General features: G+C 27.9%; 12 protein-coding genes. 6 read left to right on the top strand and 6 right to left on the bottom strand.

Going from position 1 to position 13,957, the window contains the following annotated elements; all coding sequences use genetic code 11:
- Positions 1-80 precede the first annotated feature (80 nt).
- Together H0I27_RS00865 and tatA are read left to right on the top strand one after the other, a co-directional pair.
- Positions 81-770 carry a head GIN domain-containing protein gene (locus tag H0I27_RS00865; RefSeq protein WP_218732068.1) on the top strand — a complete coding sequence of 230 codons (690 nt, stop codon included), beginning with the start codon at positions 81-83 and terminating at the stop codon, positions 768-770.
- A gap of 56 nt (positions 771-826) precedes the next feature.
- The gene (gene tatA / locus H0I27_RS00860; protein ID WP_068447859.1) at positions 827-1,015 is read left to right on the top strand and encodes a twin-arginine translocase TatA/TatE family subunit; all 189 of its coding nucleotides are present in this window, start codon (positions 827-829) and stop codon (positions 1,013-1,015) included.
- Positions 1,016-1,214: 199 nt separating this feature from the next.
- On the opposite strand, the gene H0I27_RS00855 is transcribed toward tatA, so the two are convergent.
- The 6 genes from H0I27_RS00855 to H0I27_RS00830 form a co-directional block, all read right to left on the bottom strand.
- A complete protein-coding gene (locus H0I27_RS00855) occupies positions 1,215-2,084 on the bottom strand; it encodes a LytTR family DNA-binding domain-containing protein (protein WP_218732067.1) in 870 nt (289 codons plus the stop codon).
- A gap of 306 nt (positions 2,085-2,390) precedes the next feature.
- On the bottom strand, positions 2,391-2,708 hold the full coding sequence (locus tag H0I27_RS00850) for a heavy metal-binding domain-containing protein (protein WP_165731391.1): 318 nt from the start codon (positions 2,706-2,708) through the stop codon (positions 2,391-2,393).
- Positions 2,709-2,780: 72 nt separating this feature from the next.
- On the bottom strand, positions 2,781-3,710 hold the full coding sequence (locus tag H0I27_RS00845) for an SPFH domain-containing protein (protein ID WP_218732066.1): 930 nt from the start codon (positions 3,708-3,710) through the stop codon (positions 2,781-2,783).
- Between the two features lie 160 nt (positions 3,711-3,870).
- On the bottom strand, positions 3,871-4,410 hold the full coding sequence (locus H0I27_RS00840; RefSeq protein ID WP_218732065.1) for a hypothetical protein: 540 nt from the start codon (positions 4,408-4,410) through the stop codon (positions 3,871-3,873).
- Positions 4,411-4,711: 301 nt separating this feature from the next.
- Positions 4,712-6,232: a glutamate--tRNA ligase gene (gltX, locus tag H0I27_RS00835; RefSeq protein WP_218732064.1), complete on the bottom strand. Its 1,521-nt coding sequence runs from the start codon at positions 6,230-6,232 to the stop codon at positions 4,712-4,714.
- 96 nt (positions 6,233-6,328) lie between these two features.
- Positions 6,329-7,183 carry a hypothetical protein gene (locus H0I27_RS00830; protein ID WP_218732063.1) on the bottom strand — a complete coding sequence of 285 codons (855 nt, stop codon included), beginning with the start codon at positions 7,181-7,183 and terminating at the stop codon, positions 6,329-6,331.
- A 110-nt stretch (positions 7,184-7,293) separates the two neighbouring features.
- Between H0I27_RS00830 and H0I27_RS00825 the strand changes: the two genes are divergently transcribed.
- From H0I27_RS00825 to H0I27_RS00810, 4 genes are read left to right on the top strand one after another with little or no spacing between them, the layout of a single operon-like run.
- Positions 7,294-10,686: a DUF4175 family protein gene (locus tag H0I27_RS00825; protein ID WP_218732062.1), complete on the top strand. Its 3,393-nt coding sequence runs from the start codon at positions 7,294-7,296 to the stop codon at positions 10,684-10,686.
- 2 nt (positions 10,687-10,688) lie between these two features.
- Entirely contained in the window at positions 10,689-11,099 is a 411-nt protein-coding gene (gene ybeY / locus H0I27_RS00820) for an rRNA maturation RNase YbeY (protein WP_218732061.1), read from the top strand.
- Between the two features lie 49 nt (positions 11,100-11,148).
- On the top strand, positions 11,149-13,026 hold the full coding sequence (gene mnmG / locus H0I27_RS00815; RefSeq protein WP_218732060.1) for a tRNA uridine-5-carboxymethylaminomethyl(34) synthesis enzyme MnmG: 1,878 nt from the start codon (positions 11,149-11,151) through the stop codon (positions 13,024-13,026).
- A gap of 55 nt (positions 13,027-13,081) precedes the next feature.
- A complete protein-coding gene (locus H0I27_RS00810; protein ID WP_218732059.1) occupies positions 13,082-13,939 on the top strand; it encodes a class I SAM-dependent methyltransferase in 858 nt (285 codons plus the stop codon).
- The last annotated feature ends 18 nt before the right edge of the window (positions 13,940-13,957 follow it).

Genomic DNA, 13,957 nt, shown 5'->3' with positions numbered 1-13,957 from the left:
TTTGTGACAATAAAAAAGATAAAAAGTCTTTATAGTGGTATAATTGTTGAATTAAATATAGTAATCAAAATTTTTAAATAATGAAAAATATAATATATATCTGTGCTATACTGTTAAGTTCTGTAACAATTGCACAAACAACTGTAACTAAAAATTTAGGAGATTATTCTGAGTTAAAAGTCTATAATGGTATAGAATTAGAGTTGATAAAATCTGCAGAGCAAAAATTAGAAATTACTGGAGAAAAATCTGAAATGGTAAAAATTAAGAATGTAAATAACATCTTAAAAATATCATTACCCTTTTCATTAAAACCAGAAAACAATGCTGCAGATGGTCAAGTATTAGTTAAACTATATTATAACAAAAATATAGCTATTATTGATGCTAACGAAGGTGCAACGGTAACCGGTAAAGATGTAAATCAAGACAAATTAGAAGTAAACGCACAAGAAAGAGCTTTTATTAATTTAACAACAGAGGTTAAATATTTAACTGTTAAAACATCATCTGGCGGAATTATAAAATTAACTGGTACTGCAGATAACCAAGAAGTAGATGTAGACTTATATGGTATTTATAATGGTTTTGACATGCAAGTAATTAGTAATTCTAATGTTTTTGCAGGTACAGGAGCTAAAGCAGAAGTTTTAGCAGGTAAAACTTTAAGTGCTAAAGTAAGCTTTGGGGGATCTATATTTTACAAGGGAGATCCAGAGGTTGTTAAAGATAAAAAAGTAATTGGTGGAATTATTCAAAAAAGGAATTAACAAAGGTTAGTGTTATTACCTTTTTTGTATATTTGTGCTATTAAATAAAAGAAAACATGTATAGTTTAGCAACAAATTTTATGTTCATTGGTGGTCCACAACTAATTATTATTGTGGTAGTAGTTTTACTATTATTTGGTGGTAAGAAGATTCCAGAATTAATGAAAGGTTTAGGAAGCGGAATTAAAGAGTTTAAAAACGCTGCTAAAGAAGAACCAGAAGAAAAATTAGAGGAGAAAAAATAATACTTTATTATTCTTTTTAAAACATAAAAAAAGCTCAATTTGTATAAAACAAGTTGAGCTTTTTAGTATATGAATTAAAAAAATCCCCCAATATTTTTAATCATTTTTCTTGAGACAAATATATATATCTTAATCGAAATTATTAAAAATTTGTTATAAACAGGAAGATTTTTGCAGTATTTGGGATAAATGGGAAGGTTTATTGTATCAAACTTTGTAAAGATTGTTTAGAAAAACTTCTAGATACTGGAATAACTATTGGTATTAATTTTGAACCTAATAAATAACCTCGTGCATTTCCAGAAATATCAGTAATATAATTCACATTTACAATATAACTTTTATGACATCTAATAATATTAGTATACTCTTCTAATTCTTTAGTTATTTTTGTTAATGTAACTCTTAATATTTTTTCTTTTAGATTATTATTATGTAACAAAAAGAAACTAGCATAGTTTCCTTGAGAAGTTATATACACCAAATTTTTTATTTTAAAAGTAATAGTTTCTTTTCCATTATCAGAAGTAATAGAAATTTCACTGGCTAGTTTTTTAGAAATTTCTTTTTCTTTTTTTATTTCTTTAATTTCTAATACCTTTTTTTCTCTTCTTTCACGTATATTTTTTTCATTAATAAAAAGAAAAAAGGTTAATGGAATTAAGCTAATTAAAAATGTATAGAAAAGAAATTCTAAAAGACTAAACCTTCTTAGGTGATAAGGTCTTGTATATAAATCACTAAAATACCAAACAATAGTTCCAATTATTGTAATACTTACCACTATTAAAAATAGATTTCTACCAATAGTCCATTTATCTTCGTTAAAATAATCCTTAAAAATAAGTGGTGGTACATATAGAATAATAAAAGCAGATATAAAGGCAGTTATACCTATAGCTAAAGTATATTCTAAAAGAATAACTTCAAATAGATTCAAATAAAAAGGTCTAAAAATATATAAAAATATAAAGATGAATAACCCAAGAGAAAAACTAATTTTTAGTTTAATTTTTATGGATGGATTAAAGTAATAGGGCATAGAAAGCCATTTTCTAATTTTTTTCATAGAAAAAAAATATTTTATATATAAACTTTAAAAATAATATTTATTTATAAGTTTTTTAACAAGAATCTATTGTTCTTATTCAAAAAGGATCTATCTATTTTTCAAACTAAACGAAATTTAAGATAATTATATTATGAAGTAAGTTAAACTATTTTTTTTTATTAAAAGTGATAATTTATCGTTAGAAAATCTTTAATATTTTTTTACGAATACAATGTGCATTCAAATTTAGGAAAAAAAAAACTTAATAAAATATTCTATTAAAAATTTTATTAAGCTTATGATCATTAAAAAGTAGCTATTTTACTATAATTTTACTGCTGTTCCAGAGGCTGTAACCATTAACATTCCTCCATTTTTACCAACAGTTTCATAATCTAAATCTACACCAACAATTGCTTCTGCACCTAAAGAATTTGCCATTTCTTGCATTTCTTTTAAAGCAGAATCTTTAGCTTCTCTTAAAACTTTTTCATAAGAACCAGAACGTCCACCAACTATGTCTCTAATTCCTGCAAAGAAATCTTTAATAAAATTAGCGCCAATAATGGTTTCTCCTGTTACTATACCTAAATATTGAGTTGCAGGCCTGTTTTCTATGGTGGGAGTTGTTGTTACTATCATTTCTTGTAATTTTTTATAAGGTTACTTCATCTTTTATTATAGTAACAAAAGATGAAGTTAAAATGTTTTTACTTATTTATCTAATTTTTTAGGTTTTGCATTTTTCATTGCTTCACCAATTTGGTTACTTGCAGTAAAACTTGCTACCATATCATTTAACATTTGGCTACCTGCTTGTGGAGAATTTGGTAATAATATTAAATTACTGTTCGTTTCACTACCAATAGATTGTAAAGTATCATAATGTTGCGTTACAACGATTAATGCAGATGCTTCTTGGCTATTTATACCAACTCTATTTAAAACGTCTACAGACTCTTCTAAACCACGTGCAATTTCACGTCTTTGGTCTGCAATACCTTGTCCTTGTAAACGTTTACTTTCTGCTTCTGCTTTTGCTTTTTCTACAATTAAGATACGTTGGGCATCTCCTTCATATTGTGCAGCTGTTTTCTCTCTATCTGCAGCATTAATTCTGTTCATTGCTATCTTTACTTGTGCATCTGGATCAATGTCTGTTACAAGGGTTCTAATAATATCGAAACCATAATCTAACATAGCATCATTTAATTCTGTTTTTACAGCAATAGCAATGTCATTTTTTTTCACAAAAACATCATCTAATTTCATTTTTGGTACTTCTGCTCTTACCACATCAAATACGTAACTTGTAATTTGATCATGCGGATAATCTAATTTATAAAAAGCGTCATATACTTTTTCTGTGATTACTTTATATTGTACAGAAACTTTTAATTTTACAAAAACATCATCTAAGGTTTTTGTTTCAATAATAACATCTAATTGTTGGATTTTTAAACTCAATTTTCCAGCAATTTTATCAACAAAAGGAATCTTTAATTTAAGTCCAGATTGTTTAATGCTATGAAATTTTCCAAAACGTTCTATAATGGCAGCTGTTTGTTGCTTCACCATAAAAAATGATGAAAATAAGACAAGTGCAATTATAACAATAGGTATAATAATAGTAGTTGATATCATAGTTTATTTTTTATTTAGTTAATAAATTGTTTATATGTAAAGATAGGGTATTTAGTAATTATTTATAGGACGTATTTTTATTATATTGTTACAGTTTTATTAAAAAAAAATCCTGTAAAAAGTATTTTTCACAGGATTTTTATATTGTTAAGTTTATAAATTATTCTTCTTCTTTCGGAAAAACTTTATATATTTTTCTGTTGTACTTAATCCACTTTTTATATTGCTTTTCAGAAAGTAACGCTTTAATTGTTTTATCAAGTTCTCTATCTTCTTTCTTTAGTATTTCAGAAATAGGCTTGAGGTTTTCACTCATCGTTGTCATTACTTTTTTTTGTGAAGAATTATCACCAGTTTTCATTACTGTTTTCTGATAATTTTCAACCATATCTTTTGTACTTCTTAATACAAACGTATTAATTCTAGTGATGTCTTTAATATCTTTATTGTACTTAGTCAATACCCTAGAAAATTCTTGTCCTTCTTTAGAAGTAAGTTTTATACTCGATTTTTTAGCTGCTTTTTCTATATCATAATTTACAATACCAATATATCTTTCTACATCAAAATTAGGTTCTGGAGCCTTTTGTTCTGTTTGCATCATTTGATTCTGACGCCTGCTTTGACTATCTCCATAACCGTATTGAGCTTGAGCAGTAAATGCATATCCTAAAATTAAAACTAAAAATATTTTTTTCATGTTGATGATGATTTTATTTTTATTGAAAGGTATTAAAAAAAAAATATATACAATTTTGTGAAAAAGTAAAATTTCTTCTATTAACTAATTTTGTAATTAGTTAAATTTTTTTTACAACACATAGTAACGTAGAAAATATAACGCTATTTTTAAGATGTTACTATGTGGTAAAATTATTAATAATACGTCCATTTGTCATTTCGACAATAGGAGAAATCTCATAGTTTATGTAAATTTATCTGATTTTTCTCTTCGTTCGAAATGACAAAACTGTATGTTATTATTTCTATTTGATGAAATTTTACAATTTTTCAATTGCATTTTTAATTCTTTTTACAGTTTCTTCTTTACCAATCATAGCAATGATATCAAATAAATGTGGTCCTGCTAATTTACCTACTAAAGACAATCTTAATGGTTGCATTACTTTACCAAAACCAATTTCTTTAGCAGTAATCCATTCTTTAATTTCTTTTTCTGTATTTTCTGATGAAAAATCTTCTATAGTTGAAATTACAGTAATTAATTCTTGCATTAATTCTGATGTTCCTTCTTTCCAGTTTTTCTTAGAAGCTTTTGCGTCGTATTCTGTTGGAGTTTCGAAAAAGAAACTAGATAAATCCCAAAAATCATTTACAAAAGTGGCTCTTTCCTTAATTGATGAAACTACTTTTAAAACAAACTCTTTGTCTTTTGTAATTCCTTTTTCAGCTAAAATAGGCAAGTATAAATCAGTCAATTCATCATCAGACTTGGTCTGCATATATTGTTGATTGAACCATTTTGCTTTATCTGGGTTAAATTTTGCACCAGATTTACTAACGCGTTTTAATTCGAAAGCTTCAATTAAAGCTTCTAAATTAAATAATTCTTGTTCTGTTCCAGGATTCCATCCTAAGAAAGCCAACATGTTTATAAAAGCATCAGAAAAATAACCATCTTCTTTATATCCACGTGAAACATCACCTGTAACATCGTTTGTATATTTTAAAGGAAACACTGGGAAACCTAATTTATCACCATCACGTTTGCTTAATTTACCTTTACCAACTGGTTTTAAAATTAATGGTAAATGTGCAAATTTAGGAGCATCCCAACCAAAAGCTTTGTATAATAAAACATGTAATGGCATAGAAGGTAACCATTCTTCTCCACGAATTACGTGAGATATTTCCATTAAATGATCATCAACAATATTTGCTAAATGATAGGTTGGCATTCCGTCTCCTTTAAATAAAATTTTATCATCTAAAGTATTGGTATCAATTCTAATATTTCCACGAATTTCATCTTCCATCCTTAAAAGCTCATCTTGAGGCGTTTTAAAACGGATTACATAATTCTCGCCAGAATTTATTCTGTTTTGTACTTCATCATCAGTTAAAACTAAAGAGTTTACTAAAGTTCCGCCTGCTCTGTTATGCCAGTTATAGATAAAGGTTTTACCTTCTGCTTCATGTGATTTTCTTTCTGCATCTAAAGCTTCAGAAGAATCAAAACAGTAATATGCCCAACCAGTTTCAATTAGTTTATCTGCATATTCTTTGTACAATTCTTTACGTTCTGATTGTCTGTAAGGACCAAATTTTTCGTTCTTTCCTGGACCTTCATCAAAAGGAATATTACACCATTCTAAAGCGTCTATAATATATTGTTCTGCATTTGCAACATAACGTGTTTGGTCTGTATCTTCTATACGAAGTACAAAAGTTCCGTTATATTTTTTAGCAAATAAATAATTATATAAAGCTGTTCTTACACCACCAATATGTAAAGGCCCTGTAGGACTTGGTGCAAAACGAACACGTACATTAGATTCCATCTTTTTTATTTTTTATGGTACAAAGATAGTTTTCTAAAGGCATAAAAAAAAGCCTTTAGAAAAGGCTTTTAACTTGTTATGTATATTGTAAAATATTTAGAATTTTTTATAAACACCAACAGTTAATGCTACTTGTTTGGCAACATTGTTTCCATAAAAAGCAGCTGGCAAACTTGCGGTAACTCCAAAATTATCAGAAAATTCTCCAATTGCTTTTAAACCAACAACGCCATATTCTTGGTTATTAACATATAAGGATGTTATTCTATTAATGTCTGGTAACTCAATATCTCCGTTTTCAAAAGATTTTTCTAAATCAAGAAAACCAATGATCCATATATTTTTAAAAACTTTATAACCGTATTCTCCACCAAATTTAAAGTTAGAACTGTAATTATTAGTTCTAATTTTTGCACCAATAAAAGATTGTAAATAAGAATTACTAAAACTTCTACCTGCTAAAAATAGGGGAGTAAAAGTAAAGGCATCATAACCGGTTCTTATTCCTGAATTTTCATAAAAGGAACTTGTGTTTGCTTCTACTGATAATTGACCAGAAAGTAACCAGTCTTTTTTATAGAAGTTATGTTTTACACCAATTTCTATATTTCCTAAACTTGTTTTGTTTTCATTAATATTCTCTGAACAATCTCCAATACAATCTATTGCTGGATCTACATAACTTAAATTATCTACAGAAATTAGTTTAAATGGAAGGTTTACTATTAAAGTTGTGTTATTTGTAATTCCGTATTCTCCATAAATTTGAATTGTATTGTCTGTTATTTCTTTATTAATACTATAATCTGGATCGCCAAAAAAATTATCATAATTAGGTATTGTAGTAAATGACAATTGGGTATATAATTTTCCTTTTTCTTGTGTCCAAGGACCTTGAGAAAATGCAGAAATGGTTAAGAATAAAAATAGAAAGTTGGTTATTTGTTTCATTTTTTTGATTTTAAAACTTAGTAGTACTATTTTTTAATTACTTACAAAATTCGTTTTAACAATTATTTGGTTGTCTATCTATGTAAAAATAGTATTTTTAAAAGTTAGTTATGGCAGAATTTAAAAATATTGAGGAGAAATTACATCAGTTTACACGTAAATATTATACTAGTGAATTGATAAAAGGAAGTATATTATTTCTTTCTTTAGGATTTCTATACTTTTTTTTCACGGTGTTTATAGAATATTTTTTGTGGTTAAAACCAACCGCAAGAACTATTTTATTTTGGTTTTTTATACTGGTGGAAGTTTTTTTGTTATTTCGATTTATTTTTCTGCCAATTTTTAAATTAATTGGTCTTAGAAAAGGAATTACTTTTGAACAATCTTCTAAAATAATTGGTGCTCATTTCCCAGAAGTTCAAGATAAATTATTGAATGTTTTGCAATTGAAAAAAAAGAACAATAATTCTGATTTATTGTTAGCAAGTATTCAACAAAAAGAAACAGAATTACAACCCATTCCGTTTGTAAAAGCAGTAGATTTTACCAAAAACAAAAAGTATTTAAAATATGCAATAGTTCCTGTTATAATATTTTTAATAACCTTATTTACAGATACTAATGATAAATTATCAGAAAGTTTACAACGTGTTGTAAATCATAATATAGCTTATAATCCGCCTGCTCCATTTTTATTTTCGGTAAAAAATAACAATTTAAAAGTGATACAAGGAAAGTCTATTTCTATTTTGGTTGAGACCCTCGGAAAAGTGTTACCAATGGAAGCACTGATCCACTTTGAAAATCAACAATATTTTTTAGAAAAAAATGGTAATGGAACCTTTACTTATACTTTTTTTGATGTTCAACAACCAATTGATTTTTTTATTGAAGCAAACGGAGTTCAATCTCAAGATTATAAAATAGAAGTTATAAAAACACCTACTATTAATGCTATTTCTTTAGATGTTAAGTATCCCAGATATTTAGGTAAGAAAAATGAAATGATTAAAAATTCTGGTAATGTAATAGTTCCCGAAGGTACTACTATTACTTGGAATGTAACTGCAAATCAAACAGATTCGTTGGCTTTTATCAACAATAATAAAAGTGTTTTTTTTGATTCAAATTCAGATAATATTTTTAGATATTCTAAAAGGATTCAAAATCCGGTAAATTATCAAATTTCATCATCTAATAAAGATTTAAAAGATTTTGAGAATTTAGAATTTTATGTAGACGTTATAAAAGATGAATTTCCATTAATTACTGTGCAATCTAATATTGACAGTATTTCACGCGGAACTGCACAATTTGTTGGTCAGATTTCTGATGACTATGGAATTAAAAAATTACAACTCGTTTATTATAATGACGAGCAACCTGAAAATCAAAATAAATTTGAATTGTCAATAACGAAAGAAAATATTCAAACTTTCTTTTATCAGTTTCCTGACGGATTAAATTTAGAGTCAGGAATTAATTATGAATTGTTTTTTGAGGTATTGGATAATGATGCTGTAAATGGAAGTAAAAAAAGCAAGACAAAAATTTTTAATTATCGACAAAAAACAACTGATGAAGTAGAGGAGGAGTTGTTGCAAGAGCAAAGAAATACGATTAATAATATTTCAAATTCAATTCAGAAACAACAAAAGCAACAGAAAGCATTAGAAAAAGTTCAGCAAGATTTACAAGGAAAGAAGCAAATTAATTGGAATGATAAAAAGAAGATTGACAAATTTGTAGAGCGTCAGAATAATTATAATAAAATGATGCAACGTCAAACTGATAAATTACACGAAAATTTAGATCAAAAAAACGAAGAAAATGAAGATCTTCAAGATAAAAAAGAAGAGCTTAAAAAGCGTATTGAGGAGCTTGAAAAAATAGACAAGCAACAAAAATTGTTAGATGAAATTCAGAAATTGGGACAGAAGCTTAATAAAGAAGATTTGTTAAAAAAAGCTAAAGAATTATCACAACAAAACAAACAACAAGAAAGAAGTTTAGAACGTATTTTAGAATTGACGAAGCGTTTTTATGTTGAGCAGAAAACAATGCAAATTGCTAATAAGGTTGAAGAATTGTCTAAAAAACAAGAAGAACTATCTACAGAAAAAGAGAATACTTTAATCAAACAGAAAGAAATAAAAAAGGAATTTGAAGTCATAAAAAAAGATTTAGAAGAATTAAATAAAGACAATAACAAGTTAAAGGAACCTATGGAACTTCCGGATGTGGAAGATGAAAAAGATGATATTGATACTGAATTAAAAAAATCTGAAGAAAGTATTTCTAAAGAAAACAAAGTTAATGCAAATAAGAGTCAAAATAATTCATCAAAAAAGATGAAAGAAATGAGTACTAAAATGCATAAAGCAATGATGGAAATGGAAGGAGAATCTATGGAAGAAAACATTGATGACTTGCGTAAAATTTTAGAAAACCTTGTTGTTTTTTCTTTCAAACAAGAATCTTTAATGCATAAGTTTGAAGAAATTTCTACTTCACATCCAGATTTTGGAAAAGATTTAAAGAAACAAAATGAACTTAAAACCTATTTTGAACATGTAGATGATAGTCTGTATGTCTTGTCTATGAGGTTGCCTAAAATTTCATCAATTATTAAAGATGATTTATCTACAACGCATTATAATTTAGAACAATCTTTATATAATTTTTCTGAAAATCTTTTTTCATATGGAGTTTCTAACCAACGTTACGTTATGACTTCTGTTAATAGTTTAGCAGATTATTTAAGTAATATGTTAAGTAGTATGAAGAATTCTATGTCTATGAAAAAAGGCAAAGGAAATAAATCTAAAGGCAAAGGTTTTAGTTTGCCAGACCTTATAAAGAAGCAAGGAGAGCTGTCTGAAAAAATGCAGCAAGGAATGAAAAAAGGTAATAAACCTAGTGATAATAAAACTGAAGGTAAAGAAGGAAAAAAAGGAGATAAACCAGGAGAAAATGATAAATCTGGTGATAAAGGACAAAATGGTAAAGGAGATAAACTGGGACAGAATGGAGAGAAAGGTAGTAGTGGCGAAGGAGGTTCTATGGATGATTTGGATGGAGAAATTTATCAGATTTACAAGCAGCAAAGTTTATTAAGACAAGAATTACAAGAACAAATTAAAATGTCTGAGGAAGCTGGAAGTGGTAAAAATTCACATGCTAATAAAGCTCTAAAGAAGATGGAAGACTTAGAAAATGAAATCTTAGAAAAAGGTTTTTACGCTGAAACACTTCAAAAAATGCAGCAATTAAATTATGAATTATTAAAGTTAGATAAAGCTGCTTTAGAACAAGGAGAAGATAATAAACGGAAGTCTAATTCTAATTTAAAAGAACTTGAAAAGAGAAATATAAAGGCTTTAGAATTTAAAAAGCAGTTTTACAATCAAACAGAGATATTAAATAGACAATCATTACCTTTGCAGCAGAATTATAAAAACAAAGTTAGAGCATATTTTTCTGACTCAAACAAGGATTAATTATGGTTACTTTTAATTACGAAACATATTTTGATTTAAAAGATGAAAATCTTTTAGAATATTGGATTGATAATGTGGTTTCAAAAAAAGGTTTTAGTTTAGGTGAATTGAACTATATTTTTTGTGATGACGAATACCTTCATAAATTAAATGTAGAGTTTTTACAACACGATACTTTAACGGATGTAATTAGTTTCGATAATACTTTAGGTAAATTAATTAGTGGAGATATTTATATTTCTATTGAAAGAGTTGCTGATAATGCGAAAGATTTTGAGGTTTCTTTTATAGAGGAATTACATAGAGTGATGATACATGGTGTACTTCATTATATGGGATATAAAGATAAAACTGAAACTGAGAAAAAAGAGATGAGAAATGCCGAAAATACGGCGTTATCTGAATTCAAATAATTGATAATCAATAATGTAAATACAAGGTTTCACGTGGAACCACAATATAATGAGTTTATTTTCAACAACATACGACGTTATTGTAGTAGGTGGTGGTCACGCTGGGAGTGAGGCTGCAGCTGCTGCTGCAAACATGGGTGCACACACCTTATTAATTACAATGAATTTGCAAAATATTGCGCAGATGAGTTGTAATCCTGCAATGGGAGGAATCGCAAAAGGACAAATAATTAGAGAGATTGATGCTTTAGGAGGTTATAGCGGAATTGTTACTGATAAAACAGCGATACAATTTAAGATGCTTAATAAATCTAAAGGACCTGCAATGTGGAGTCCAAGAGCCCAATCTGACAGAATGCAGTTTGCAGAATGCTGGAGAACGATGTTAGAGCAAACTGAAAATGTAGATTTTTATCAAGATTCTGTAAACGGTTTATTATTTGATGGTAATAAAATTATTGGTGTAAAAACAGCTTTAGGTTTAGAAATAAAAGCCAAAACTGTGGTAATAACTGCAGGTACTTTTTTAAATGGATTAATCCATATTGGAGATAAAAGTTTTGGAGGTGGTAGAGCAGGTGAGGGAGCATCAACCGGAATTACAGAAGATTTAGTTGCTAAAGGTTTTGAATCTGGTAGAATGAAAACCGGAACACCACCAAGAGTAGATGGACGATCTTTAGATTATTCTAAAATGATTGAGCAACCTGGTGATGAAATTACCGAGAAATTTTCTTATTTACCAACAACAAAACCATTACAAAAACAACGTTCTTGTTGGTTAACGTATACCAATTTAGATGTGCATGATTTGTTGCGTACAGGGTTTGATAGATCGCCAATGTTTAATGGTAGAATTAAATCTACAGGGCCAAGATATTGTCCTTCGATAGAAGATAAGATAGACCGTTTTGCAACGAAAGATAGACATCAAATGTTTATTGAACCAGAAGGTTGGACAACTTGTGAAATGTATGTAAATGGTTTTTCAACCTCTCTTCCAGAGGATGTTCAGGATAAAGCAATTCGTTCTGTAGCTGGTTTTGAAAATGTAAAATTTTTAAGATATGGCTATGCAATTGAGTATGATTTTTTCCCACCAACGCAATTAAAACATTCGTTAGAAACTAAAATAATTGAAAACTTATTCTTCGCAGGACAAATAAATGGAACCACAGGCTATGAAGAAGCTGCTGCGCAAGGTTTAATGGCGGGTGTAAACGCTGCGTTAAAAACGCAAGAAAAAGAACCTTTTGTTTTAAAAAGAAACGAAGCTTATATTGGTGTTTTAATAGATGATTTAATTACAAAAGGTACAGAAGAGCCTTATAGAATGTTTACATCTAGAGCAGAATATAGAACCTTATTAAGACAAGATAATGCAGATTTACGATTGACGCCGATCGGTTTTAAATTAGGTTTAGCTTCTCAAGAAAGGTTAGATAGAGTTATTGAAAAGCAAGAAAAAGCAGATCTATTAATTCATTTTTTACAAAATACAAGTGTAAAACAAGAGGAAATAAACCCTATTTTAGAAGCAAAGAATTTAGCATTGATTAACCAATCTATGAAGCTTTATAAAATTGCTGCAAGACCTCAATTAGATTTTTCTGATTTTAAAAGTGTAAAGAAATTAACTGCTTTTTTAGATGAAAATAATATTGATAAGGAAGCAATTGAACAAGCTGTTATTCATTTAAAATACTCTGGTTATATAGAGAAAGAAAAGAATAATGCAGATAAATTAAATAGGTTAGAGAATGTAATGATTCCTTCTAGTTTTAATTATCAAAAAGTAAAATCTCTGTCTTTTGAAGCTAGAGAAAAATTGAGTAAAATTCAACCGACATCTATATCACAAGCAAGTAGAATAAGTGGTGTTTCCCCCAGCGATATCTCTGTGCTTTTGGTTTATATGGGTAGATAAATTGTGAAAATAATTGCTATGTTCCTCGTGGAACATATTATAAAGAAAAAGTATTATGGGGGAAAAAAGAGGTCTTCACAAAAAGTTAGAACCTTATTTAAATTGTAAAGATTTTACGGTTTCAGATGAAACTTATGAGGTGATGTTTAATACGGAATATGATATGTTGGTGACTTCACCAATTCCGGTAGATCTAGAAAATTACTATAAGAGTGAAAATTATATTTCACACACAGATAGTAAAAAAACATTAATGGATAAGGTTTATCAGTCTGTAAAGAATATTACATTAAGAAGTAAGTTAAATTTAATTAATTCCTTTAAAACAGATTCTAAAAACATTTTAGATGTTGGAGCAGGTACGGGAGACTTTTTAAAAGTATGTGCATCTAATTATTGGAATGTTCTTGGTGTAGAACCAAGTGCTGATGCAAGAGAAATCGCAAAAGAAAAAGGGATTATTTTACAAGAAGAATTACTTGATATTCAAAATAAAAAATTTGATGTAATTACGCTTTGGCATGTTTTAGAACATGTAGAAAAATTATCTGATTACATTTCTAAATTAAAAGAATTACTTTCTGAAAATGGAAGATTAATCATTGCGGTACCGAATCATAAAAGTGATGATGCAAAATATTATAAAGAGTATTGGGCAGCTTTTGATGTGCCAAGACATATTTGGCATTTTTCACAAAACTCAATTCAGAAAATATTTTCTGAAGAGAATATGATTGTAGAAAAAACATTGCCAATGAAGTTTGATTCTTATTATGTTTCTCTTTTAAGTGAAAAATATAAAACAGGAAAAATGAATCCATTGAAAGCATTTCATAGAGGTTTTGTTTCCAATTTAAAAGCAAGGAAAACAAAAGAATATTCTTCTTTAATTTATGTAATTAAAAACAAGTAGAATTATAATTTTTTTTTA

The organism is Polaribacter sp. HaHaR_3_91 (assembly GCF_019278525.1).
In the GTDB taxonomy this organism is placed as follows: domain Bacteria; phylum Bacteroidota; class Bacteroidia; order Flavobacteriales; family Flavobacteriaceae; genus Polaribacter.
The sequence above is the reverse complement of the archived record's forward strand: the minus strand, read 5'-3'. Positions and strand labels throughout refer to the sequence as shown.

Excerpts from the sequence above, each read along its gene's own strand:
- H0I27_RS00865 (WP_218732068.1), top strand. The coding sequence starts at position 81 with ATGAAAAATATAATATATATCTGTGCTATACTGTTAAGTTCTGTAACA.
- tatA (WP_068447859.1), top strand. The coding sequence starts at position 827 with ATGTATAGTTTAGCAACAAATTTTATGTTCATTGGTGGTCCACAACTA.
- H0I27_RS00855 (WP_218732067.1), bottom strand. The coding sequence starts at position 2,084 with ATGAAAAAAATTAGAAAATGGCTTTCTATGCCCTATTACTTTAATCCA.
- H0I27_RS00850 (WP_165731391.1), bottom strand. The coding sequence starts at position 2,708 with ATGATAGTAACAACAACTCCCACCATAGAAAACAGGCCTGCAACTCAA.
- H0I27_RS00845 (WP_218732066.1), bottom strand. The coding sequence starts at position 3,710 with ATGATATCAACTACTATTATTATACCTATTGTTATAATTGCACTTGTC.
- H0I27_RS00840 (WP_218732065.1), bottom strand. The coding sequence starts at position 4,410 with ATGAAAAAAATATTTTTAGTTTTAATTTTAGGATATGCATTTACTGCT.
- gltX (WP_218732064.1), bottom strand. The coding sequence starts at position 6,232 with ATGGAATCTAATGTACGTGTTCGTTTTGCACCAAGTCCTACAGGGCCT.
- H0I27_RS00830 (WP_218732063.1), bottom strand. The coding sequence starts at position 7,183 with ATGAAACAAATAACCAACTTTCTATTTTTATTCTTAACCATTTCTGCA.
- H0I27_RS00825 (WP_218732062.1), top strand. The coding sequence starts at position 7,294 with ATGGCAGAATTTAAAAATATTGAGGAGAAATTACATCAGTTTACACGT.
- ybeY (WP_218732061.1), top strand. The coding sequence starts at position 10,689 with ATGGTTACTTTTAATTACGAAACATATTTTGATTTAAAAGATGAAAAT.
- mnmG (WP_218732060.1), top strand. The coding sequence starts at position 11,149 with ATGAGTTTATTTTCAACAACATACGACGTTATTGTAGTAGGTGGTGGT.
- H0I27_RS00810 (WP_218732059.1), top strand. The coding sequence starts at position 13,082 with ATGGGGGAAAAAAGAGGTCTTCACAAAAAGTTAGAACCTTATTTAAAT.